20 protein-coding genes are annotated in these 24,398 nt (G+C 60.2%); 12 read left to right on the top strand and 8 right to left on the bottom strand.

The features are described 5' to 3' along the window. Positions 1-2: 2 nt before the first annotated feature. Both TL5118_RS00915 and TL5118_RS00910 read right to left on the bottom strand, forming a co-directional pair. Complete coding sequence (locus tag TL5118_RS00915; RefSeq protein WP_058244690.1) at positions 3-1,520, bottom strand: ABC transporter ATP-binding protein; 1,518 nt, start codon at positions 1,518-1,520, stop codon at positions 3-5. Between the two features lie 502 nt (positions 1,521-2,022). Further along, positions 2,023-2,496 carry an SRPBCC family protein gene (locus tag TL5118_RS00910; RefSeq protein WP_058244689.1) on the bottom strand — a complete coding sequence of 158 codons (474 nt, stop codon included), beginning with the start codon at positions 2,494-2,496 and terminating at the stop codon, positions 2,023-2,025. A 107-nt stretch (positions 2,497-2,603) separates the two neighbouring features. On the opposite strand from TL5118_RS00910, the gene dnaE reads away from it, so the two are divergent. Both dnaE and TL5118_RS00900 read left to right on the top strand, forming a co-directional pair. After that, positions 2,604-6,125, top strand: a complete 3,522-nt coding sequence (dnaE, locus tag TL5118_RS00905) for a DNA polymerase III subunit alpha (protein WP_058244688.1) — start codon at positions 2,604-2,606, stop codon at positions 6,123-6,125. A 110-nt stretch (positions 6,126-6,235) separates the two neighbouring features. Then, positions 6,236-7,480, top strand: a complete 1,245-nt coding sequence (locus tag TL5118_RS00900) for a hypothetical protein (protein WP_058244687.1) — start codon at positions 6,236-6,238, stop codon at positions 7,478-7,480. A gap of 9 nt (positions 7,481-7,489) precedes the next feature. On the opposite strand, the gene TL5118_RS00895 is transcribed toward TL5118_RS00900, so the two are convergent. After that, the gene (locus TL5118_RS00895) at positions 7,490-7,684 is read right to left on the bottom strand and encodes a SlyX family protein (RefSeq protein WP_058244686.1); all 195 of its coding nucleotides are present in this window, start codon (positions 7,682-7,684) and stop codon (positions 7,490-7,492) included. Positions 7,685-7,756: 72 nt separating this feature from the next. After that, positions 7,757-8,185: a rhodanese-like domain-containing protein gene (locus tag TL5118_RS00890; protein ID WP_058244685.1), complete on the bottom strand. Its 429-nt coding sequence runs from the start codon at positions 8,183-8,185 to the stop codon at positions 7,757-7,759. A gap of 118 nt (positions 8,186-8,303) precedes the next feature. Here TL5118_RS00890 and ftrA point away from each other — a divergent pair, with 118 nt between their 5' ends. From ftrA to TL5118_RS00865, 5 genes are all read left to right on the top strand, one after another. Next, a complete protein-coding gene (gene ftrA / locus TL5118_RS00885; RefSeq protein ID WP_058244684.1) occupies positions 8,304-9,275 on the top strand; it encodes a transcriptional regulator FtrA in 972 nt (323 codons plus the stop codon). 130 nt (positions 9,276-9,405) lie between these two features. Then, positions 9,406-10,908, top strand: coding sequence for a histidine--tRNA ligase (gene hisS / locus TL5118_RS00880; protein WP_058244683.1), 1,503 nt, complete (start codon positions 9,406-9,408; stop codon positions 10,906-10,908). Continuing rightward, positions 10,901-11,986 (top strand): ATP phosphoribosyltransferase regulatory subunit, encoded by a 1,086-nt coding sequence (locus TL5118_RS00875; protein WP_058244682.1) that lies wholly within the window; start codon positions 10,901-10,903, stop codon positions 11,984-11,986. The genes hisS and TL5118_RS00875 overlap by 8 nt, the downstream gene beginning before the upstream one ends. Further along, positions 11,983-12,678, top strand: a complete 696-nt coding sequence (hisG, locus tag TL5118_RS00870; RefSeq protein ID WP_058244681.1) for an ATP phosphoribosyltransferase — start codon at positions 11,983-11,985, stop codon at positions 12,676-12,678. Before TL5118_RS00875 ends, hisG begins: the two co-directional genes overlap by 4 nt. Positions 12,679-12,839: 161 nt before the next feature. After that, a complete protein-coding gene (locus TL5118_RS00865) occupies positions 12,840-13,736 on the top strand; it encodes a porin family protein (protein ID WP_058244680.1) in 897 nt (298 codons plus the stop codon). Between the two features lie 94 nt (positions 13,737-13,830). On the opposite strand, the gene TL5118_RS00860 is transcribed toward TL5118_RS00865, so the two are convergent. Then, a complete protein-coding gene (locus tag TL5118_RS00860) occupies positions 13,831-14,262 on the bottom strand; it encodes a DUF1489 family protein (protein WP_058244679.1) in 432 nt (143 codons plus the stop codon). Between the two features lie 203 nt (positions 14,263-14,465). Here TL5118_RS00860 and TL5118_RS00855 point away from each other — a divergent pair, with 203 nt between their 5' ends. Beyond that, a complete protein-coding gene (locus tag TL5118_RS00855) occupies positions 14,466-16,733 on the top strand; it encodes an adenosylcobalamin-dependent ribonucleoside-diphosphate reductase (protein ID WP_058244678.1) in 2,268 nt (755 codons plus the stop codon). 163 nt (positions 16,734-16,896) lie between these two features. Here the strand turns inward: TL5118_RS00855 and TL5118_RS00850 are convergent, their stop codons facing one another. Genes TL5118_RS00850 through TL5118_RS00840 form a run of 3 tightly spaced genes read right to left on the bottom strand, consistent with a single transcriptional unit; the run spans position 16,897 to position 19,981 of the window. After that, on the bottom strand, positions 16,897-17,949 hold the full coding sequence (locus tag TL5118_RS00850) for an ABC transporter substrate-binding protein (RefSeq protein ID WP_058244677.1): 1,053 nt from the start codon (positions 17,947-17,949) through the stop codon (positions 16,897-16,899). Further along, positions 17,916-19,313, bottom strand: coding sequence for a sensor histidine kinase (locus TL5118_RS00845; RefSeq protein ID WP_058244676.1), 1,398 nt, complete (start codon positions 19,311-19,313; stop codon positions 17,916-17,918). The genes TL5118_RS00850 and TL5118_RS00845 overlap by 34 nt, the downstream gene beginning before the upstream one ends. Continuing rightward, positions 19,313-19,981 (bottom strand): response regulator transcription factor, encoded by a 669-nt coding sequence (locus TL5118_RS00840; RefSeq protein WP_058244675.1) that lies wholly within the window; start codon positions 19,979-19,981, stop codon positions 19,313-19,315. The genes TL5118_RS00845 and TL5118_RS00840 overlap by 1 nt, the downstream gene beginning before the upstream one ends. Positions 19,982-20,117: 136 nt before the next feature. Here TL5118_RS00840 and TL5118_RS00835 point away from each other — a divergent pair, with 136 nt between their 5' ends. The 4 genes from TL5118_RS00835 to TL5118_RS00820 are packed head-to-tail and all read left to right on the top strand — an operon-like array spanning position 20,118 to position 24,398. Then, positions 20,118-21,083 carry a Bug family tripartite tricarboxylate transporter substrate binding protein gene (locus tag TL5118_RS00835; protein ID WP_058244674.1) on the top strand — a complete coding sequence of 322 codons (966 nt, stop codon included), beginning with the start codon at positions 20,118-20,120 and terminating at the stop codon, positions 21,081-21,083. Then, complete coding sequence (locus TL5118_RS00830) at positions 21,083-21,523, top strand: tripartite tricarboxylate transporter TctB family protein (RefSeq protein ID WP_058244673.1); 441 nt, start codon at positions 21,083-21,085, stop codon at positions 21,521-21,523. Before TL5118_RS00835 ends, TL5118_RS00830 begins: the two co-directional genes overlap by 1 nt. A gap of 12 nt (positions 21,524-21,535) precedes the next feature. Next, entirely contained in the window at positions 21,536-23,041 is a 1,506-nt protein-coding gene (locus TL5118_RS00825; RefSeq protein ID WP_058244672.1) for a tripartite tricarboxylate transporter permease, read from the top strand. Between the two features lie 4 nt (positions 23,042-23,045). Further along, positions 23,046-24,398, top strand: a complete 1,353-nt coding sequence (locus tag TL5118_RS00820; protein ID WP_058244671.1) for an acyclic terpene utilization AtuA family protein — start codon at positions 23,046-23,048, stop codon at positions 24,396-24,398.

Raw genomic sequence — 24,398 nt, 5'->3', positions numbered from 1 at the left:
GATCAGACATGCGCCACCTCCATCCCATGGGCACCACCCATCATCAGGCCAATCTCATCCACGGTCAGGCCCTTGGCGGGGCGGATATCGGACAGGCGCCCTTCGTTCAGCGCGGCAAAATGGTCTGAGATTTCCATCAGCTCATCCAGATCCTGACTGATGCAGATCACCGCAGCGCCGGCGGCGGCCAGATCCAGCAGGGACTGACGGATATCTGCTGCGGCTGCGGCATCCACCCCCCATGTCGGCTGGTTCACCACCAGCACGTCGGGGCGTTGCAGAACCTCACGGCCAATCACAAACTTCTGCAGGTTGCCGCCGGACAGTGACCGGGCGGCGTTGCCGGGGCCGGGGGTGCGGACGTCAAATTTCTCAATAATGGTCTCAGCAAAGCTGCGCGCCTTGCCCCATTTCAGGAAACCCTTGTTTTCCAACCCTTCGCGGACGGATCCGGTCAGGACGGCGTTTTCAATCAGGCTCATATCCGGGGCCGCGGCATGGCCCAGCCGTTCCTCAGGCGCGGTCAATAGCCCCAGTTTGCGGCGTGCCACAGGGCCCAGATTGCCGACCTCCTGGCCTTCCAGAACAATCGTGCCGGGGCTGGTGGGCAATTCGCCAGACAGCGCGCCCAGCAACTCATCCTGACCATTTCCGGCCACGCCGCCAATGCCCAAGATTTCGCCCGAACGCACCTGCATGCTGATGCCCTTCAGCGCGGTGCCAAATTCCGCCGGGGAGGCCACCGTCAGATCGTTCAGCTCCAACAACACCGGCCCGATGTCACCGCCTGCGCGTTCCGGCACATGCAGTTTGGAGCCAACCATCATCTCCGCCATGTCGCGCGCGGTGGTGTCGCGCGGCACGCAATCCCCCACCACTTCGCCCAGACGCAGGATGGTGGCGTTGTCACAGAGGGCGCGGATCTCTTCCAGCTTGTGGCTGATATAGAGGATCGCGGTGCCTTCGGCCGACAGTTTGCGCAGGGTTTCGAACAGGATGTCGACCTCCTGCGGGGTCAGAACCGAGGTCGGCTCATCCATGATCAACAGCTTCGGATCCTGCAGCAGGCAGCGGATGATTTCGACCCGCTGACGTTCCCCGGCTGAGAGATCACCCACAGTGCGGTAGGGATCCAGCGGCAGGCCATAGGTTTCCGAAACCTCTTTGATCCGGCTGGCCAGATCGCCCATTTTGGGTGGGTTTTCCATGCCTAACGCGATGTTTTCGGCCACGTTCAGCGCGTCAAACAGCGAAAAGTGCTGGAACACCATCGCCACACCGGCCTGTCGTGCCGCCGAAGGTTTCACCGGCGCATAGTCCTGGCCGCGCATGGTCATCTGACCACTGTCAGGCTTGACCAGACCGTAGATCATTTTCACCAGCGTCGATTTGCCCGCGCCATTTTCCCCCAGCAGGGCGTGGACTTCGCCCTCGCCGATTTCGAACGAAACGTTGTTGTTGGCCACAACGCCCGGATAGGCCTTGGTCAGGCCGTTGAGTGTAAGGAGCGTCCCTGTCACGCGAAGTCTTCCTTTCGTTGGATCGGTTCCGCTTTTGCACTTACTAGCGTCTGGGCCATGCAAACAGCAATGGCCCAAGGCGCAGCGTCAGGCCGGTTGAGACCGGTCTTTTGCGGTTTATTTGTGCGAAATGCAGGCCTGTGATGCCGCGTCACAGAACGGAGCGGGGCGGAAAAGGGCAGAGAATGCGCGAAACATGCGATCCGTGGCAGGTAGACGTGCCGCTGCAAATGCAGGGCCGCGCCGCGCAGTTCCTCGCTCTCTCCGGTCCGAAGAAAGGGAACAGTCATGTGCTAAAACCTGCCGCCTTACCAAGTGTCCATCCCCAGAGGCGCGTCTTCGATGCGGCGTAGAAAACGTGCGGGCGTCCTTGCTTGCCCGATTAGCAGAGCGAGATTCCAACGCGAATTCAAGAAAATTCATCGCTGCAGTGCGGCTAAGAATGTTGCTGTGCACAAATTTTGGGCGCAACAATTGTAGCTGTTGGCGCTCACATCCGGGGCTAACGCAGCGACTTTGCCAGGTCTTCCAACTGGTCTGTGGACTGGCCCCAACCCTGATGAAACCCCATGTTTTCATGGGCTTTGTTGGCTTCTTCATCCGCGTGCAGCGCGCGGATGATGTAGCGTGTGCCCAGCACTTCGGGGCTGAGCAGTACAACGGTGGTCAAAAAACTGCGTTTTCGGGGGTGAAATCCAGGCGCCAGCGCATCGGTGAAGACCAACATATTGTCGGGTTTGAACACAAGGATGCAACCATCGGTCTCTACAATCTTGCCAGAAGGGGTTCTCATCCTGGCATAAAATGCGCCGCCCGGACGCGGATCCAGCCGGACCTCTTCCATCTCAACGGGCTTGGGGCAGAACCATTGTTTCAGCAACTCCGGCTCCGTCCAGCAGCGCCAGATCGTCGAGGGCGCGGCCATGATCACGCGGTCAATTTCCAGATCGGTCTTGGGGTCGTAAGGAAGATGCATGCGTCTCCTTTCAGAACAATCGGTTAGCCCCAGAATAACGCAAGAAGCGTGCCGTGGCACCCATTCGCCACTTTTCCCCTCTGGGGGTGTGGCATAGAATGGTCTGCATGACTGACGCGCCTCGATTCATTCACCTGAGAACCCACACCGAATATTCGCTCCTGGAAGGGGCGGTGCGGCTGAAGAAACTGCCCGGGCTCTGCGCCGATATGGGCATGCCGGCCGTCGCGGTGACCGACACCAATTCGCTGTTTGCCGCGTTGGAATTTTCGGTCTCTGCCCAAGGGGCTGGGGTGCAGCCTATCGTGGGCTGTCAGGTCGATGTGACCTATGCCAAGGCAGCCCCAGGTGAGGCCCCGATTGCGCCTGCGCCGATTGTTCTGCTGTCACAGACCGAGGCGGGGTATGAAAACCTGATGCGCCTGTCGTCTTGTCTCTACGTTGATAACGGCGGACAGATCCCGCAGGTCTCAATCAAGGAGTTGGAGGAGTTCTCAGAGGGGCTGATCTGCCTGACCGGGGGCGCTGGAGGCCCGCTGGGCCAGCTGTTGCAGCAGGGGTTCCGCGACCGGGCCGAGGCGCTGTTGCGCCAGCTTGCGGCGATCTATCCGCAGCGGCTTTATGTGGAATTGCAGCGCCACCCCGGCGAAGATGGGCTGCCGGCTGAGGAGCGTCTGTGCGAACGTCACTTCGTGGAAATGGCCTATGATATGGGCCTGCCGCTGGTGGCCACCAACGATGTCTACTTCCCTAAAACGGACATGTATGAGGCGCATGATGCGCTGATCTGTATTTCGGAAGGCACCTATGTCGATCAGGCCGAGCCGCGCCGCCGCCTGACCCCACAGCATTACTTCAAATCGCAGGAAGAGATGATCACGCTGTTTGCGGATCTGCCAGAAGCGATTGAGAACACAGTTGAAATCGCCCGCCGCTGCGCCTTTGGCACTTATCGGCGCGACCCGATCCTACCGAAATTTGCCGATGATGAGGTGGCCGAACTGCGCCGCCAGGCCAACGAAGGTCTGCAGGCACGGCTAAAGGTGATCCCACATGCTGCCAGCGTTGAAGAGTATCAGGAACGCCTGGAATTCGAGCTGGGCATCATTGAGGGCATGGGCTTCCCCGGCTACTTCCTGATCGTTGCCGACTTCATCCAATGGGGCAAGGACCACGGCATCCCGGTGGGTCCGGGCCGTGGTTCGGGCGCCGGCTCACTTGTGGCTTATGCGCTGACCATCACCGATTTGGATCCGCTGCGCTACAGTCTGCTGTTTGAACGTTTTCTTAACCCCGAACGTGTATCCATGCCGGACTTCGATATCGATTTCTGTATGGACCGGCGTGAGGAGGTGATCAAATACGTTCAGGAAAAATACGGCCGTGACAAGGTTGGCCAGATCATCACATTCGGTGCGCTGCTGTCCAAGGCTGCCGTGCGCGATATCGGCCGGGTGCTGCAAATGCCCTATGGTCAGGTTGACCGCCTGTCCAAACTGATCCCCGTTGAGGGGGTGAAGCCGCTGTCGATTGCCGACAGTCTGAAAGAGGAACCGCGCCTGCGCGAAGAGGCCCGCAACGAAGAGGTTGTGGACCGCCTTCTGAACTACGGCATGCAGGTTGAGGGGCTGCTCAGGAACGCCTCAACCCATGCGGCGGGTGTGGTGATCGGGGATCGCCCCCTGGACCGTCTGGTGCCGCTTTATCAGGATCCGCGCTCGGATATGCCGGCAACTCAATTCAACATGAAATGGGTGGAACAGGCTGGTCTGGTGAAGTTTGACTTTCTGGGTCTGAAGACCCTGACCGTCATTCAAAACGCGGTGGATCTGATCAAGAAAAACGGCCGCCACCTGCATATCGGCCCGGATGGGACCGAGCTTTATGAACCCAAAGAGGGGGCGGTGGACGACATCGGCCATATCCCCCTGGATGATGAGGCGACCTATAAACTCTACTCCAGCGCCAAAACCGTGGCGGTGTTCCAGGTGGAATCCGGCGGCATGATGAGCGCGCTGCAGCAGATGAAGCCGAACTGCATCGAAGACATCGTTGCGCTTGTGGCGCTGTATCGTCCGGGCCCGATGGAAAACATTCCCACCTATTGCAAGGTGAAGAATGGCCAACAGGATCTGGAATCGGTGCATCCGCTGATCGACCATATCCTTGAGGAAACCCAAGGTATCATCGTTTATCAGGAACAGGTGATGCAGATCGCCCAGGTCATGGCGGGCTACAGTCTTGGCGGCGCGGACCTGCTGCGCCGGGCGATGGGTAAAAAGATCAAGGAGGCGATGGACGCGGAGCGTCCGAAGTTCGAAAAAGGCGCGGCCGAAAACGGTGTGCCGAAGAAGAAAGCCAGCGAAGTCTTTGACCTGCTGGAGAAATTCGCGAACTACGGCTTCAACAAATCACACGCTGCGGCCTATGCGGTGGTCAGCTATCAGACCGGCTGGCTGAAGGCGAACCACCCGGCGGAATTCATGGCGGGCGTCATGAACTGCGATATCCACCTGACCGACAAGCTGGAAATCTACGCAGAAGAGGTGCGTCGCGGGCTTGAGATCACCATTGTGCCGCCCTGCGTGAACCGCTCACTGCCGACATTCGACGTGGTTGAGGGGGAATTGATCTACGGCATGGGCGCGCTGAAAAACGTCGGGATCGAAGCGGTGAAGTTGATTTCTGACGCGCGCCTCAACACCGATCAGGGCGACAAACCCTTTGTAACGCTCTTCGATTTTGCCCGTCGCGTGGATCTGAAGCGGGTCGGCAAACGGCCGCTGGAAATGCTGGCGCGCGCAGGGGCCTTTGACAATATCGATCCCAACCGGCGCCGGGTGTTTGACAGCCTTGAAGGTCTGGTCAGCTACTCGGCTGCGATCCACGAACAGCGGGAATCCAATCAGGTGTCGCTCTTTGGTGAAGCGGGGGAGGATCTGCCGGAACCGCGCCTGTCCAAAGTGGCTGATTGGCCCGCCGCGGACCGTCTGGCTGAGGAGCATAAGGCCGTTGGCTTCTACCTGACCGGTCACCCGCTGGATGACTATCTGCCTGCGTTGAAACGGAAAAAACTGCTGACGCTTGAGGGGCTGAAACTCAAAGCCGAAGCAGAAGGGGCTGCCGTAGCGCGTGTGGGTGTGCTGGTATCGGGGCTGCAGGAACGCAAATCCGGCCGCGGCACCCGGTTCTTCCGGATGAACATCTCTGACCCGACGGGGCAAGTCGCAGGCATGGTGATGTTCCCCGAAGACTTTGACAAGGTGCGGGCGGTGTTTGATGAAACCAACCATGTGGTCATGACGCTGGAGGCGCGGTTTAACGAAGGTCAGTTTGATCCGATGGGCCGTTCCGTGATGAACTTGGACAATTTCGTCGCCGATGCGGGCAACATGGGGCTCAGGATTTTTGTTGACGACGCTGTGGCGATCCCCTCGGTTGCCTCTATCCTCGAAGGCGCAAAAGAAAGCGCGCGCGGGGCAGGGCGGGGGCCGGTGCGGTTCTGCCTGATGAACCCGGAACTGCCGGGTGAGGTGGACATCGACACTGAACAGGAATTCCCGGTGAACCCGCAGATCAAAGGCGCGATCAAATCGATCAATGGCGTGTTGGAGGTTGAGGAGATCTGAGGCCCCACGCCGCGGACCCCAAAAAACACCAATGATTCGCAACATTTGATTCGTGCGAATCGCTGGTGTAGGGTTGCGCGGGGATCAAAGGGACGGGGACAGACCAGCCTATGCCGAAGCGCTTTCAGACCTGCCTGCGGGCAACGTCAGCCTCTGTGTTGTGCCTGTCTTTGGCGGCGTGTTTCAGCCCGCTGGACGGGGTTGAGCGGCTCTCTGATGTGCCAATCTCCGAAGCGTCGGGCAATGGGGTTGCCGCGCTGCCGGATGCGGCGGAGCTGGAGGGTGAAAACCCGCTGCTGGCTGGGCTGATGGCCCGTGAAGGCGCTGAGGATAGCGCAGAAGCTGCAGCGCCTGAGCCAAAGCGCAAATTCCTGTTTGGTTTCCTGAAACCGAAATCAAAACCAGCCGAGGCGCCGGTGACCGATGCGGCGGACGCTGAATCCCCTGTCGAGGCAAGCACTGAAGATACCGCAGCGGTAGAGACCGAACCGCGTAAGCCGTTGTTTGGCTTCCTGAAACGCAAGCCGACTGAGCAGGAAACTGTTGAGGTCGCAGCGCTGGAAACACCTGCGGTGGTGACCGATCTGGCCGATCCGGCGACGCCGGTTCTGGCCAAAGCGGAAGAGACCACCGACACTGAAACCAAGGGCGTTTTGTCCTGGCTGCGCCGACAGAAAGACGCGCCGTTGGAGGACAAGCCGGATCTGACCACCCTGCCAGAGGTGAAAGACGCCAAAGCGGATGAGGCAGCTGAGGCGACGGTGCAGACCGCGAGCCTAACGCCGACAGGGCCGGCGACGGAGAAAAATGCGCCGGGTCTTTTTAGCTTGTTCCGCAGCAAACCCAAAGACGCGCCTGCGCCCAAAGGCATCGCCTTTGGCACCCGTGTCGGCTTCGGCAGCGCGGCACCGCTATGTGACTATCCGAAGAAAAAGATCGGCAAGCTGGTCGCGCAATATCCGGAAAAGAAACCGGTCTATTGGCTTTATGACAGCGCCCCCGGATTTGAGGAGGCGCGCGCCTTTTACATCAAAGGTTTCGCTGATGGCTGTCTGCGCCAGGTACAGGCGACGGTAGTGGTGTTCGGTTCGGTCGAGATGCACGAACAGATCCGCTACGGGCTGCCTGCCGATCTGCATCCCTATAGCGATACCGATAAAGCTTACGAAAGGGTTAAGCGCAGCGTCTGTAAGGTAGGGGCCAAGAAACCCTGCGGAGATAAACTGCCGCTGCTGACGCCCAACACCGTGTTTCTCAGCCTTTATAGCACAGAGGTCAGCGCGCAGGATTGGGCCAACCTTTTGCTGCATGACGGCCAGTTGATGGCCAGTGACCGCAAATCCGGCGACAGCTGATCGGTGGGATCAGTAATGCGGCGGCGTTTCCGGGCCACCGTAGATATGGCTGCCGCCATCTGCCTCGCGTTCAGCTTCGCGCTGCATCAGCAGGGCTACGCGCCGGGTCAGCAGATCGATTTCCTTGGCCTGCGCGGCCACCACATCTGAGAGATCTTCAACCGTGCGGTTCAGGTGGGCAAGCTGTTCTTCCATTTCCTGCATGGCGGACCTCATCATTGGATGGGCGCGCATAGCATGGCGGGCGGGGATTTGAAATCCCCGCCGGCATGGGGCTTACCCTTCGATGGACCGCACATCGCCGGGTTCGGTGCCCGGGGCGAGGGCGAAGCCTTCATCCAACCAGCCGGTGACGCCGCCGATCATTTCCTTCACCGGCAGGCCCAGACGGGCCAAACGTACGGCCGCCTTGTTGGCACCGTTGCAATGCGGGCCGGCGCAATAGGTGACGAACAGGGTGCCAGCTGGCCATTCCGCCATCTTGCGGGCGGTGATTTTGCCATGCGGCAGGTTGATGGCGCCGGGCACATGGCCCGCGGCATAGAGGTCCGGGCCACGCACATCGAGCAGCACAAAATCCGTGGCGCCATTGGCGAGCGCCTCGTGCGTGTCCCAGCAATCGGCCTCAAAACTGAGGCGGGCCTCAAAATGGGCAAGCGCGATATGGGAGGGGGCGGCGGCAACGGCAGCAACGGGGCTTGGCATGATCTTTTTCCTTCTGATCTGTGTGAATCGGGGTGACCCCGGCAAAATGCCCCTTGCGCCACCAATGCGTGATAGGCAAAAATGACCACATGCGGTCAATATTTGCCAAAGGGTCCCGATGACGCAGAAATCCCCCCATGTGTGCATCGTCGCCTATGATGGGCTGTGCACCTTTGAATTTGGTATCGCGGTGGAGCTGTTCAGCCTGCCGCGTCCTGAATTTTCCAGCTGGTACCAGACCGAGGTGATCGCCGCTGACGGCGGGCCGATGCGGGCAACAGGGGGCATTCAGATCGCCACAGATGGGGGTGTGGAGCGGCTGGCCACGGCGGACCTGATCCTGTTGCCCGGCTGGCGCGGCGCGGCAGAACCGGTGCCTGCACCGTTGCGCGATGCGCTGCGTGCAGCACATGCACGCGGCGCCCGGTTGGCGACGATTTGTTCGGGTGTGTTTGTACTGGCGCAGATTGGCCTGTTGTCGGGAAAACGCGCCACAACCCACTGGCGTTATGCGGATATTCTGGCGGATCGGTTCCCGGATGTTACGGTGGATCCAGATGTGTTGTTTGTGGAGGATGGCACGATCCTGACCTCTGCCGGATCTGCCGCCGGGTTGGATATGGGGCTGCATATCATTCGTCAGGACTATGGCGCGGAACGGGCAAATCAGGTGGCGAAACGCCTGTGCCTGCCGGCGCGGCGGGATGGCGGGCAACGCCAGTTTGTGCCGATGCCGGAACCCATGGCCCGCACCGGTGGGATTGCCCCGTTACTGGATCAGATCAGGGCCGCGCTGGATGAGGACTGGCCGCTGTCCCGCATGGCGGCTGCGGCGGGCATGTCACAACGTACGCTGGCGCGCCGGATGGAGGAGGCAACCGGTGAGACGCCCAAGGCCTGGCTGCGGCGCGCCCGGGTGGCGCGGGCATCGGACCTGCTGGAGCGGAGCGATCTGCGGCTGGATGACATTGGCGTGGCCTGCGGTTTTGGCTCGCCTGAGACGTTCCGCCGTGATTTTCGCCGCATCTCGGGGTTGGCGCCTTCGGCCTATCGGGCCCGGTTTTCTGCGGCGGTTGCGTCCGGGGCGTAACAGCACTGTAAAACCCCGGCCAAAAATAACGCTTTCGATGCTCAAAGTGGCCGGATTGCCCTTGCAAAGCTTGCCCCTAAGGGCGGCATCCGATAGACGCGGGCGCGATATTAGCCGCAAGGACAAAGCAATGGCCAAGCAGAAGAAAGCCCCCCGCCCCAAGGCCGTCACGCCGAAGGGCTTCCGCGATTATTTCGGCACCGAGGTGACCGAGCGCAGCGAAATGCTGCAGAAGATCGCCGGGGTCTATCATCATTATGGCTTTGACGCGCTGGAATCTGCGGCCGTGGAAACCGTTGAGGCGCTGGGCAAGTTCCTGCCCGACGTGGATCGCCCGAACGAAGGTGTCTTTGCCTGGCAGGAAGCTGATGAGAACGACAAGGGCGATTGGATGGCGCTGCGTTATGATCTGACCGCGCCTTTGGCCCGGGTTTATGCGCAGCACCGCAACGACCTGCCGAACCCCTATCGCCGTTACGCGATGGGGCCGGTCTGGCGCAATGAGAAGCCGGGACCGGGGCGCTATCGCCAGTTCTACCAGTGTGATGCCGATACCGTTGGCACCAACTCGATGGCAGCTGACGCTGAGATCTGCATGATGCTGGCCGACACATTGGAGGCCGTAGGCATTCCGCGCGGCGACTATCTGGTGCGCGTCAACAACCGCAAGGTTCTCAATGGCGTGTTGGAGGCCATGGGCCTTGCCGAAGCGGATCCCAAACGTGACGACGTGCTGCGCACCATCGACAAGTTTGACAAGGTCGGCGCGGATGGCGTGCGTCAGCTGCTGGGCAAGGGGCGACTGGATGCCTCTGGTGCCTATATCGATGGTGTTGGTCTGGCCGAAGAACAGGCCGATCCCGTGATCGCCTTCCTAACCTCCAAGGCTGACGATGTGGCCGGTACGATGGAAAACCTGCGTGCCGCCGTGGGCGACAGCAAGGTTGGCCAGGACGGGATCGCTGAGCTGGAACAGATGGGCGCACTTTTTGCCGCCGCGGGTTACGGTGATGACCGCATCCTGATTGATCCGTCGATCGTGCGCGGGCTGGGCTATTACACCGGTCCGGTGTTTGAGGCTGAGCTGACCTTTGAAATCTTTGACGAAAAGGGCCGCAAGCGGCAGTTCGGCTCGGTCGCGGGCGGCGGTCGTTACGACGGTCTGGTCAAGCGTTTCACCGGTCAGGAAGTGCCGGCGGTTGGCCTCTCGATCGGGGTGGACCGGTTGTTGGCGGCGCTGCGTGAAAAGGGCCGCATGGGCGGCACGCCCACCGGTCCGGTGGTTGTGACCGTGATGGATAAGGCCCGTATGGCCGATTATCAGGCCATGGTGGCTGAGCTGCGTCAGGCCGGTATCCGGGCTGAGGTCTATCTGGGCAATCCCAAGAACTTCGGCAATCAGCTGAAATATGCGGACAAGCGCAATTCCCCCATCGCGATCATCGAAGGTGGGGATGAGAAGGAAAAAGGCGTGGTGCAGATCAAGGACCTGATCCTTGGCGCCAAAATCGCCGAAAGTGCCACCCTGGAAGAGTGGAAAGAACGCCCCAGCCAGTTTGAAGTGGCCCGCACTGAACTGGTGTCCAAGGTGCGTGAGATCCTTGCGTCACAACAGGATGACAGCGATGCCTGACCGGATTGAGATCCGCGCCCGCGCGGCGGCCCTGCGTGCCTCGTTTGAGGCTGCCGGCGCCCAATTGGTGGAAACGGATATTCTGCAACCGGCTGAGGTCCTGTTGGACCTTTATGGTGAGGATATTCGCGGCCGCGCCTATGTCACCTCGGACGCTTTGCGCGGTGAACAGATGCTGCGCCCGGACTTCACTGTGCCGGTGGTGCAGATGCATATGGCGCATGGGGCCGAACCCGCACGCTACACCTACGCGGGCGAAGTGTTCCGTCGTCAGGAAGATGATCCCGACCGCGCCAATGAATACACGCAGGTCGGCTATGAGGTTTTTGACCGCGAAAACCCGGTTGAAGCGGATGCGGAGGTCTTTGCGATCATCCGTGATGCGCTGGGCAACCAGCCACTGCGCGCGGCCTGTGGTGATATCGGCCTGCTGCGCGCCGCAATCGAGGGGCTGCAGACCACCGAGCGGCGCAAAGCCGCGCTGCGCCGCCACATCTGGCGCCCCCGCAGGTTCCGCGCATTGCTGGACCGTTATGCTGGCCGGGTAGACGTGCCCGCGGCCCGCGCGGCGCTGCTGGCAGCCGAAGATCCCTTTGCCGCGGCTGGACCCGACATCGGCCTGCGTTCCCGCCGTGAGGTGGAGGCCCGCATTGCCGCCCTGCGCGAAGACGCAGCAGCCGAACCGCTGGCCGAACGGGATGTAGCCCTGATCGATGCCATCCTAGGCGTGCGGGAAAACCTGCCCAACGCTTTGGAACAGCTGCGCGATATTGCGGTGGATATGCCGGCGATCAGCGCCTCGGTCGAGCGTCTGGCGCGCCGGATGAAAGCGCTGGAAAAACGCGGCGTTGATGTAGAGGCGCTGGATTTTGAGGCCAGCTATGGCCGCACCTCGATGGAATATTATGACGGGTTTGTCTTTGGCTTCCACGCCGCCAGCCGCCCTGATCTGCCCGCTGTGGCCACCGGGGGGCGCTATGACGCGCTGTGCCGTGTGCTGGGGCAGGGGCGCGATATCCCTGCGGTCGGCGGGGTGATCCGCCCGGACCTGTTGATTGCGCTGGAGGCTGACCAATGAGCGTGAAGCTGGGCGTGCCCTCCAAAGGGCGTTTGATGGAAAAGACCTTTGACTGGTTCGGCGAACGCGGCATTTCCCTGTCGCGCAGCGGCTCAGACCGGGAATATGCCGGCAAGGTCGAAGGTATTGCAGGGGTTGAGCTGGTGCTGCTCTCCGCCGGGGAAATCCCGCGGGAACTGGCGGCGGGCCGTATTCATCTGGGCGTCACCGGAACCGATCTGGTGCGCGAAAAGCTGGGCCAGTGGGAACAGCGGGTGGAACCGCTGGCGGAACTGGGGTTTGGTCATGCCGATCTGATCCTGGCCGTGCCCAATGCCTGGGTCGATGTGAACAGCCTGGATGATCTGGATGCGGCGGCTGCGGCTTTCCGCCAGACCCACAAGTTCCGCCTGCGTATTGCCACCAAGTATCACCGACTGGTGCGCGAGTTCCTGCGCGATCACGGTGTGGCGGATTATCAGCTGGTCGACAGTCAGGGTGCCACCGAAGGCACGGTGAAAAACGAAACGGCTGAGGCCGTGGCAGACATCACATCAACCGGGGACACCTTGCGCGCCAATCACCTGAAGATCCTGTCGGATGCCACCATCCTAAAGTCGCAAGCGACCCTGTTCCGCTCGCGTATGGCGGCAGCAAACGACTCAGAGCGCGCAGTGATCAAAGAGATGAGCCGCACATTAGGTCTCATCTAGGGTTGGTCGCGTCAGAGCTCGATTTGATCTGGGGTTGAAATTTTCGTAAATTTTTGGCCGTCTTGTCGCAATTTTATGTTATGAGCGCCTTCCTGAGTTGCCGCTGCGGCAGGGGAGGCGCACGATGCTCGCACACTTTCTATTAAACGCGAGTATTTATCATGAAGTATGCCTTCCCCCTGGCAGCCGCTGCGCTGCTGGCACTACCTTCAATGGCCGCCGCAGAAATTAGCGGTGCCGCAACCGTTGGCCTCGGTCGGTCGACAGTCGACGGTGAGTCTGGTGAGATTAACGAGTATTCCCTGGACTTCGACTTCAACTATGCCGGAACCGGTAACCTGTCCTTTGGCGCGAGCGGTGGCTTCCGGCGACTGGATGTCGATGGTGGCGGTGAGCTGGACAGCACCAACCTGAATGTTGAAGCGCTGTACGGCCTGAGCAACGGCTTTGATGTCGGGGCCTATTATGGCTATTCCAATTTTGACTTAGGCGGTCCGAGCCAGGACTTTAACGCCTATGGTCTGTTGTTTGGCTATGGCGCTGGCGCTTTCGAAGGTGAACTGGCCTTGGGGCAAGTTGACGTTGACGGCTTCACCGCCAATGAGTTCAGCCTCTTCGGTCGCTATAACGTCTCTGACCAGACACAGATTCTGGGTGAAATCGGTACGGTGCGCGATGATGGCGACGGGTTTAACCTGTTCGGTGTGGGCGTAAACCATTCGATCAACGATCAGTTTGGTGTGTTTGGCGCGATCCGCCGCGGTTCGGCCGTTGGCGGTGGCGATTTCAATACGACCGAACTTAGCATCGGTATGGATTATCGCCTGGCTGCCCTGTCGAGCTTTGGTGCGCTGCTGTCGCTTGAGCTTGCGCGGGTTAATTTGGACGCCGGTGGCGGTGGCGATGCCGATATCAACAGCGTTCGCCTTGGCTTGACGATGCCGTTGGGTGGCGATGGACGCAAAGCCCTGCCGCTGAACTCTGGCGCCAGCACGCTTGATGGCGGCATGCGCAGCGCCTACCAGCGCTTCCTGTCCTCTGGACTGGTCTTTTTCTAAGGTCCAGTGACATGCAAAGTGAAAACCGGCCTCCCTCGGGGCCGGTTTTTTCATGACTTGTGTGTTGAACGGATTGGAAAGCGCGTCTGCGCCCCTAAAGCACCCCGATCTCTGCCAAGGCGGCGGACAGTTCGCTGGGAAGGGTATCATCGCTGCTGCGCTGTGCGGACATGTCGGGCGGGCTGTCTTCGGGTTTAAGGTAGCGCCAGCCCTGGAAGGGGCGGCGTGGGGCAGGGGCGGTGCGGAAGAGCTCGGGGTCCAGAACAATCGCGCAGCGGCGGATCCCGTCCTGACCGGTCACCTCATCCAGCCGCACAATGCGCTGGCGCGCCTGAATCACACCTTTGATGACCCAATAAATCGACCCACCTGCCAGGATCTCTTTTTCCCGCTTCGGCCACATCCGTGTGACATGCCGCGGCAGGCCGTCAGGGGTTTGAACCTGCGGGATTTTTTGCCATTCAGCCAGCCCGTCAACACTCTCGGTGCCGACGCTGAGCTTGATGAGATTTGTGAAGTTATACATGACTTACCCCCAACAGGTTGTGGAAGATAACCCGGCCAGACGCCAGATCAAGTGTTTTTGCTCATAAAATGCCGTTGACCGCAATGGGGCTTCACACTAGTTTTAGAGGCCCCTGTCACGCGTGATCTTTGTGCCGGGGTCTGGGGACATTTCCGATTACAACGCGCAGTTGCGCCATACTCGTACAGACAGGACAGCAGCCTATGACTCGTTTCGCCGCGCCCATTTCCGAGCAGATCTGGGATATGAAATACCGTCTTAAAGAACAGGACGGCACCCCGATTGACCGGAGCGTGGAAGACAGCTGGCGGCGCATCGCGCGCGCATTGGCGCAGGCGGAAAAGAAACCTGAGATCTGGGAAGACAAGTTCTACAGCGCGCTGGAAGATTTCAAATATCTGCCCGCAGGCCGCATCACCGCTGGTGCTGGCACCGGCCGCAGCGTGACCCTGTTCAACTGTTTTGTCATGGGCACCATCCCTGACAGTATGTCGGGCATTTTCGACATGCTGAAAGAGGCCGCGCTGACCATGCAGCAGGGCGGTGGCATCGGCTATGACTTCTCGACCATCCGCCCCAAAGGCGCACCGGTGGCGGGCGTTGCTGCTGACGCCTCTGGCCCGCTGTCCTTCATGGATGTCTGGGACGCCATGTGCCGCACCATCATGTCGGCGGGCTCGCGCCGCGGCGCGATGATGGCCACCATGCGCTGTGATCACCCGGATGTTGAGGATTTCATCACCGCCAAATCTGACAGCGCCCGGCTGCGCATGTTCAACCTGTCGGTTCTGGTCACCGATGACTTTATGGAAGCGGTGAAGGCCGATGGCCCGTGGGAACTGAAATACGGCGGCAAGGTTTATCACACCGTTCAGGCGCGTGATCTGTGGAACAAGATCATGCAGTCGACCTATGACTTTGCTGAACCCGGCGTGATCTTTATCGACCGGATCAACAAGGCCAACAACCTCAGCTACGTGGAGACCATCGCAGCGACCAACCCTTGTGGTGAACAGCCGCTGCCGCCTTATGGTGCCTGCCTCTTGGGGTCGATCAACCTGGCGCGTCTGGTGGCCAACCCGTTTGAAAAGAACGCGGCGCTGGATCTGGAGCAGATGGATGAGCTTGTGCAGACCGCCGTGCGGATGATGGACAACGTTGTGGACGTGTCGCAGTTCCCGCTGCACGAACAAGCGCAGGAAGCGCAGAACAAGCGTCGTATTGGTCTGGGTGTCACCGGTCTGGCGGACGCGCTCTTGATGGTTGGTCTGGAATACGGCACCGATGAAGCCGCCGCCCAATGTGAGGAATGGCTGCGTCAGATCGCGCGTGCCTCCTATCTGGCCTCGGTGGAACTGGCCAAGGAAAAGGGTGCGTTCCCGCTGTTTGACAAGGATAAATTCCTTGCCTCCGGCACCATGCAGATGATGGATGAGGATGTGCGAGACGCGATTGCCGAACACGGCATTCGCAACGCGCTGCTGACCTCCATCGCGCCCACGGGCACCATCTCGCTCTACGCGGGCAATGTATCCTCGGGGATCGAGCCGGTCTTTGCCTATAGCTACACCCGCAAGGTGTTGCAGAAAGACGGCTCGCGCACCGAAGAGGAAGTGGTGGATTACGCGGTGAAAATGTACCGCGACAAGTTTGGCGAAGATGCCGAACTGCCCAGCCATTTCACCAACGCCCAGACGCTGGCCCCGTTGGCCCACGTCAAAATGCAGGCGGCGGCGCAGAAATGGGTCGACAGCTCCATCTCCAAGACCATCAACTGCCCCGAAGACATCAGCTTTGAGCAGTTCAAAGAGGTCTATATGGAGGCCTATGAAACCGGCTGTAAGGGCTGCACCACCTATCGCCCCAACGACATCACCGGTTCGGTTCTGTCGGTCAGCGAAAGCGAAGAGAAAACACCTGAGGTCGATGCCGGCGCGGATGTCATCTACATGGCCGAGCCGCTGGACCGTCCCGAGGCGCTGGAAGGCCATACCTACAAGCTGAAGTGGCCGGATTCGGAACACGCGATCTACCTGACCATCAATGATGTGATCATCGGCGGCCACCGTCGCCCGTTTGAGGTCTTCATCAACTCCAAGAACATGGAGCACTACGCCTGGACGCTGGCGCTGACCCGGATGATCTCGGCGGTGTTCCGTCGCGGCGGCGATGTCAGCTTTGTGGTGGAAGAGTTGAAGGCGGTCTTTGACCCCCGCGGTGGCGCCTGGATGCAGGGCAAGTACATCCCCTCGATCCTGGCCGCGATTGGTGGCGTGATTGAGGAACACCTGATCCGCATCAACTTTATCGAAGGTGAAGGCATGGGGCTGAAAACGGACCCTCAGGCCGAAGTTATGGCCGTAGGCGAAGCGCCCCGTGGCAAAGCTTGCCCCAGCTGCGGTCAGTTTGATCTGCAAATGGTCGAAGGCTGCATGACCTGCATGAGCTGCGGTCACTCCAAGTGTGGGTGAGGCGACGTGTGAGTGTGTCCTTGTGAAAGCCCACATCAGTTTGCAATTTGACCAGCTTAAATTGCAACTCTGACCACTAAAAGTTTGCCATCGCTCTTGAGGAGCGGTGGCTTCTAGCCCCATGATGCCAATCACCCAGGCGTCCGGAGGTGCATCTAGCTGGTCACTTTAACCGCAGCGCCCCTTCCCATGCGCCGATGAACCGGTCTCGCATCAGCCGGTCCAGATTGGCCAGCAGCGTGACGCCAAAGCGGATCGGGCGCAGCGGCCCGCTGGAGGCTGCATCATAGCTGCTGAGCGGTGGAAAATCCGTCTCACGCTCCAGCATCGCCTGGCCATTGGGGCCCAGCAGATAGTCAATGAAGCTGCCACCCAGATCGGGGTTTTCGGCATTGACCGGGATCAGCGCAGAGCGCAGCGCCACATGGGTGAAATCCTGCATCCTGAGGATCTGGGCGTCATCCTCTTCCTGCAGGCGCGACCGCGCGTAGCTTTCCAGCACATTATAGGCCAGCAGCAAGTCCCCATCGCGGATGTCATCGATCATCTGACTGGAACAGCAGTAGAGCTGCGGATCCAGCGATCCCATGACCTCGGCCAGACGCCAATAGGCTTCGGAGCTGTTGGCGTCCTGCGTTCCCAGCAGATAGCCGGTGCCGACGGTGCGAATGTCATAGGTGCCCACTTTGCCGCTGAAACGGTCAGGATTTTCCCGCATAAGCGCAATCAGCTCCTGCCGGGTCTGCGGCAGGGTGAGGCCGTCAAAACCGCTTTCTGAGATGACTGCGACGATGGGTTCTGCGGTGAAACCAAAAACTTCATGCCGCCAGCGCGACCAGGCTGGTGCGGCGCGGCTGATGCGGGATTGATAGGGCTGGCTCAGACCGTCATTGGCCAGTTTCATCTGCAGATCCATTGCAAAGGAAATCGCCAGATCAAAGGGTTCTTCCTGCGCGCTCACAGCCTTGTAAAGCTCACGCGAAGACACCTGGGTGTAGTCCACCGTCACCGTTGGGTTCAGCCGCTGATAGTCTTTGATCAGTGGCTCAAACGTGGCCAGATCGGTGATCGACAGGAGCTTCAGCACCTCCATCTCCAACGCGCTTTCAAACCGGACATGATCTTCCACCTCAAAGGCGCGGGCGGGCAGGGCTGGCAGCCACAGCACCAGAAGCAACAGGGTTAGGGGAAGTTTGGAAAACACAAGTTTGCGCATGCGCCGCCCTCCTTGTTGTTCTTGAGGCTCAACTGGCCGCCGTGCGAACGCGCCACCTCATTCACGATTGCCAAGCCCATGCCAGTGCCAACGATGCCTGCAGTGTCACTGCCGCGCTGGAACCGGTCCAGCAGCTTTTGCGGATCGCCTTGCCCCAGGCCCCGGCCCTGATCGCGGACGGTCAGGCAATGCTGATCGCCGTCGCTGCTGAGATGCAGCGAAATTGTGGTGTCGGGGGGCGAGTATTTGATCGCATTGTCGATCAGGTTGCGCAGCGAAATCTCAATCATCAGCACATCGCCTTGAATGTCGAAACCTTCGCCTTCGGTCTGCAACTGGATGTCGATGTCTTTCAGATCCGCGGTCGGGTAGAGCGCATCATAGGCCTCCTGCACCTTGGCGCGCAGGTCCACCCGTTCCAGCGGCGTCGAGTCCGAGCGTTGGGTGACCGTTGCATAGGCCAGCAGCTGACTGGCTGATCGGGCGCTTTCCTCAACCGAAAACAGGATCTTGCGCAGCACCTTGCGGGTGGCGTCATCGGGGCTATTGCGCAATGCGATTTCGGTTTCGGTCTGCACCGTCGACAGCGGGGTGCGGATGTGATGCGCGGCCTCTGCGATGAAGGTTTCGGTGCGGCGCAGCGAATGGCGCAGACGGCGGATGAATTCATTAAGGGCCGAGGTCAGTGGCGTTAGTTCCACCGGGGTGGGGTGTTTCAGCGGGCGCAGATCATTGGGACCACGTCGCGCCACCGCCTCGGTCACCCGGTGCAGCGGGCGCAGGGCGGAACTGGTGGCCAACACGCCAAGGACGGCAAAGCCCAGGAAAATCCCCGCACTGATCAGGATCGCCCAGGCGGCAAAACGATCCGCCACCTCCCCTTGGGCATATTGCGTTTGTGCCACAAGGATCGACACTGCTTGTTGTTCACTGCCCACCGGGGCCGAGGTGTTCAACACCACCGCGCGCAGGTCAAAGCCACGGTAGCTGGCGGCAAAGGCAAAGGGTTCGCGCAGGCGCGATGTTTCCTCGGGCGGCAGGAAATCCTCATATCCGGTGATGGACACGCCATTGAGGCGCACGTTGTAAAAGATCCGGTCCTGACTGGGGGTTTCCAGAATGGCGAAGGCCGAATGCGGCAGCTTCACAATCACCTCCTCCCCAGAGGAGCTGATCTGTTCGCCGATGGCATTGGCGGCGGCCCGTAGCAGGTTGTCCTGCGTCGCCTCAGCGGTTTGAAAGGCCACAAAACGTATCGCCAGAAACAGGCAGAGCGAGGCCAGCGCCCCCAGCGCCAGATGTGACAGCACCATGCGCCGGTGAATGGATCCGGCCGAGGGGGCGGCATAGGGCTTGCGCACCATCAGCCACGCTCCGACAGGCGATAGCCAAGGCCGCGCACGGTTTCGATCTGGGCGCCTGAGCCTTCGATCTTCTTGCGCAGGCGGGCGACGTAAACCTCAATCACATTGTCCGAGATTTCTTCAGAACTGGTAAACAGCCGATCGCCGATCTGTACCTTGGAAAAGATCCGGTCGGGGCCTGAAAAGAAAATCTCCAGCAGGCGCATTTCGCGATTGCGCAGCTCACGTGCCTCATTGCCGAAGCGCAATTCGGCGCGCAGCGTGTCAAATTCCAGATCGGCAAAGCGCTGAACATTATGTGACGATCCCCCCCGACGGCGCAGAACCGCGCGGCAGCGGGCCTCCAACTCAGAGAAGTTGACCGGCTTTGAGATGTAGTCATCCGCGCCTGCATCCAGCACCTCAACCCGGCTGGACACATCCGATTGAGCGGTCACCGCGATGACAGGTACATCGTTCCCCTGGGCCCGACACTGCGCCAAAAAGCGCCGTCCGTCGCCGTCTGGCAGGGTCAAATCCAGTAAAACAATATCGTAGCTGGAGTAATCCAGGTATTCCCAGGCATCCGCTAAAGAACCAGCCGTATCAATGGCATGGCCGTCCATCCCAAGGCGGGTGCTGACCGCTTCGGCCAGGTTTTCGTTATCTTCCACAAGGAGAAAACGCATCAATTTTCCTCTGCGACAGGTCGGTGACAGGTTCACACCCTAAGCTGGGCGACGTCAGATTTGCGGGCGGAGGAGAAGCTGCTCGGATTCTGTCTGAAATGAAATCTATGTGCAATGCACATTGGGAGGAAAAATTATGAATCGCAAATTTGCGTCCCTCGCAGGCGCCGTTGTGGTGAGCTTTGGCGTCACCGGTGCGGCATCGGCTGCTGAATGTATCGCCCCGGCAAACCCGGGCGGTGGCTGGGACTTCACCTGCCGTCAGATCGGCAAGATCATGCATGACATCGGTGCCGTTGATAAACCTGTTCAGGTGACCAACATGGCCGGTGGCGGCGGTGGTCTGGCGTTTACCCACGTTGTGACGGAACGTTCGGACGATGCTGACCTGATCGTGGCGGCCTCTTCAGCAACCTCGACCCGTCTGGCCCAGAACGCCTATGCTGGCATGACCGCGGATCAGGTTCGTTTTGTGGGTGCCATCGGTGCGGATCCGGGTGTTGTGGTTGTGGCTGCAGACAGCCCCTACCAGTCGCTGAACGATCTGGTTGACGCCATCAAAGCAAACCCGGGCGAGCTGGCCTTTGCCGGTGGTTCGGCTGTGGGCGGCTTTGACCACCTGAAACCGCTGATGATCCTGCAACGTGCAGGTATCGAGGACGTGCGCGCCGTGAAATACATCGGTGTTGACGGTGGCGCGGATGCGATCACCCAGACCGTTGGTGGCTTTACCCAGGCGATGTCGGGCGACATGTCGGAAATCGTTGGCTTCCTGAAGTCGGGCGACGTTCGTGCGCTGGCCGTTCTGACCGAAGAGCGTGTCCCGGGTTTTGAAGACATCCCGACCGCCAAGGAGCAGGGCATCGATGTTGTTGCTGTGAACTGGCGTGGTCTCTACGTTCCCAAGGACGTAAGCGACGACACCTTCAACATGTGGGCAGACCGCCTGCAGAAGGTTGCTGACAGCGCTGAGTGGCAGGAAGCCATGGCCGCAAACGGCTTGGCCCCCTTCACCAAAGTTGGCGGCGACTTCCAGTCTTACGTTGACGGCGTGGTTGCGGAAATCCGCACCCTGTCGAAAGAAATTGGGGTGATTCAGTAATGATCTCTGACCGTATCTTCGGAGCGGTCGTCACTCTGGTGGCACTGGCGTATATCGCCAGTGCCACGCAGATCCAGACGAGCTTCCTCTCGGATCCGGTGGGTCCTAAAACCTTCCCGATGTTGATTGGAGCTGTTGCGGCGATCTGCGGCATCATTGTGGTCCTGCGCCCCGATGAAGACCCGGAATGGCCGCAGCTGCAAACGCTCGGCGCGCTTGTTTTCTCGGTAATCGTGCTTGTGTGTTACGCCTACGCGCTGAAGCCTCTTGGCTTCCTGCTGCCCACTGCTGTGACGGCTGCCATCCTCAGCTATCAGATCAGCCCCCGCCCTGTGCCCGCCGCTCTTGCCGGCACCGGATTGTCGCTGGGACTGTTCGCTATCTTCAAATTTGCGCTGGGGTTGAGCCTCTTCGCACTGCCCGCCGCATTCCACGGCTAGGGAGACCCCCACATGGACCTATTTGCTAATCTCGCGATCGGCTTCGGCATCGCGCTCAGTCCGTTCACCCTGATGTTGGCGGTGTTTGGCTGTTTCATTGGCACCATCATCGGCGCATTGCCGGGGCTTGGCCCGTCCAACGGCGTTGCCATCCTGATCCCACTCACCTTCTCGATGGGGCTTGATGCCACCTCGGCGCTGGTGCTGATGACGGCTGTTTACTACGGCGCCATGTATGGTGGCCGGATCTCATCCATCCTTTTGAACATTCCCGGTGATGAACCGGCGCTGATGACCACCCTTGATGGCTACCCAATGGCCAAACAGGGCCGGGCAGGGGACGCGCTGGTAATCTCGGGTGTGGCCTCTTTCACCGGGGCGTTCCTGTCGACCATCGGCCTGATGCTGCTGGCCCCGCTGCTGGCCCGCGTGGCCTTCCAGTTTGGTCCGGCCGAGTACTTTGCCCTCTATATGCTGGCCTTCGCCACGCTGGGCGGCATTGCATCAAACAACCAGGCCAAAGCGGCGATTGCCTCCTGTATCGGTCTGGCTATCGCGATGATCGGTGTGGACAACAACTCGGGTCTGCCGCGACTGACCTTTGGCAACCTGCACCTCTTTGACGGCATCGACTTCCTGGTTGCCATCGTCGGTCTGTTCGCCATCGCCGAAGTGTTCTTCTTCATCGAAAGCCACGGCAAGAACACCTCAATCGGTGTGAAGCTTGATAAGGTACGGATCCCGTTCAAAGACATCATCTCCACCGGCTGGACCCAGCTGCGTGGCTCGCTGATCGGCTTTGTTGCAGGTGTTCTGCCCGGTGCGGGTGCCTCGCTCGGCTCCTTCCTGGCCTATATGGGTGAGAAATCCATTGCCGGCGAAGAAGGCAAGTTCGGCACCGGTGTGCCGCGCGGTGTGGCGGCCCCTGAGGCGGGCAACAACGCGGCTGCAGGTGGTGCGCTGGTGCCCATGCTGACGCTGGGTGTTCCGGGTTCGGGCACCACGGCGGTTCTGCTGGCGCTGTTGATGACGCTGAACATCACCCCCGGTCCAACCCTGTTCACCGAACGTCCCGAAGTGGTCTGGGGCCTCATCGCCTCGCTTCTGATCGCCAACTTCGTGCTGCTTCTGATGAACGTGCCGATGGTAAAGGTCTTCGTGAAGGTGCTGTCAGTACCGCCATGGATCCTGCTGCCGGGTGTGACCATGATCAGCTTCGTTGGTATCTTCTCGCTCTCGGGCAGCTACTTCGATCTGCTGCTGATGGTGGCCTTCGGTGTCCTCGGCTGGGTTCTGCGCAAGCTGGACGTGCCGACCGTGCCGATCATCCTTGGCATCCTGCTGGGGGGGCACATGGAAGACGCGCTGCGCCGTGCCATGGTTCTGTCGGATGGCAATATCACTTACCTCTGGTCGTCGCCCATTGCGATTGGTCTGTGGGTTGTGGCAATTGCTGGCTTCGTTGCGCCGATGTTCCTGCGCGGCGTCCTGAAGAAACCTCAACGCGTATCGGACTAAGACCATGACCAAAGTTCTCGTGCCCGCTGGTGTTCTGGGCCTTGGGTTTGACCCCGAGGCGCTGGAGCGGGGCCTCAGCGCACAGCCGGACATCATCTGCATTGATGGTGGCTCCACGGACAGCGGGCCCTTCTACCTGGGTACGGGAACCTCAAAATACTCCCGCGCGGCCAATAAGGCCGAGTGGAAGCAGCTGATGCAGGCGCGCGCCAAGGCAGGCGTGCCACTGGTCATCGGCTCCGCAGGCACCTGCGGCAGCGACAGCACGGTTGAGTGGATGTATCAGATCACCACTGAACTGGCGGCCGAACTGGGCCAGTCGCTGAAAATTGCCCGCCTGTATTCCAGCCAGCCGGCGGAACGGGTGGTTGAAGCATTGGACAAGGATCGCATCACCCCCCTCGATCCTGCACCTGAGATTTCCGCCGAAACTCTGGCGCAATGTTCCAATATCGTGGCACTGGCCGGCGCCGAGCAAATCGGCGCCGCGCTGGCCACTGGTGCCGATATCGTGATTGCCGGTCGCACCACCGACACCGCCACTGTCGCCGCCTTGCCGCTGATCAATGGCGATCATGCAGGCGGCGCCTGGCATGGCGCCAAGATCGCAGAATGTGGCGCGCTTTGCTCGACCATGCCGACCTCGGGCGTGATTATGGTGGAGTTTGACAAGACCGGCTTCACCGTGACCCCGATGGCCGAAGGCGCGCGATGCACGCCGCATTCGGTTTCGGCCCATATGCTTTATGAAAATTCCGACCCCTTCCAGCTCTATGAACCGGGCGGGCATCTGGATGTGACTGCGGCGCGATACACCGCGCTCAATGACCGTCAGGTGCGGGTGGAGGGCGGCACATGGGTGCCGTCTGACCGCTACACCGTGAAACTGGAAGGCGCGCGGATGGCGGGCTATCAGGCCACCATCATGGCGATGCTGCGGGCCGAGCATTACGTGAAAAACGCCCGGGAGTGGGCGGCCAGCCTCGAAGCATTTGTGCGCGACCTGATCTCCACCCGGATGGAGCTTGGCGCGGAGGATTATGACCTTGAGTTCCGCCTGATTGGCGTGAACTCGGTCTTTGGTGATCTGGAACCCAAAGAAGGCAACCCGGTTGAGGTTGGCGTGATGGGCATCATCACCGCTGAAAGCCCGGAAACCTGTTCTGAGATCGGCAAGCTGATCAACCCCTTCCTGCTGCACCATCCGCTGACCAAGGAAGAAGAGCTGCCCAGCTTTGCCTTCCCCTATTCCCCGGCCCAGTCGGATCGCGGCGCGCTTTATGAATTCTGTCTCAACCATGTGATGGAACTGGATGATCCCATGGCGGCCTTCCGCCTTGATGTGACGGAGGTCTGA

This window comes from Thalassovita autumnalis, from assembly GCF_001458255.1.
GTDB classification, from domain to species: domain Bacteria; phylum Pseudomonadota; class Alphaproteobacteria; order Rhodobacterales; family Rhodobacteraceae; genus Thalassobius; species Thalassobius autumnalis.
This window is presented reverse-complemented; position numbering and strand designations above follow the sequence as displayed.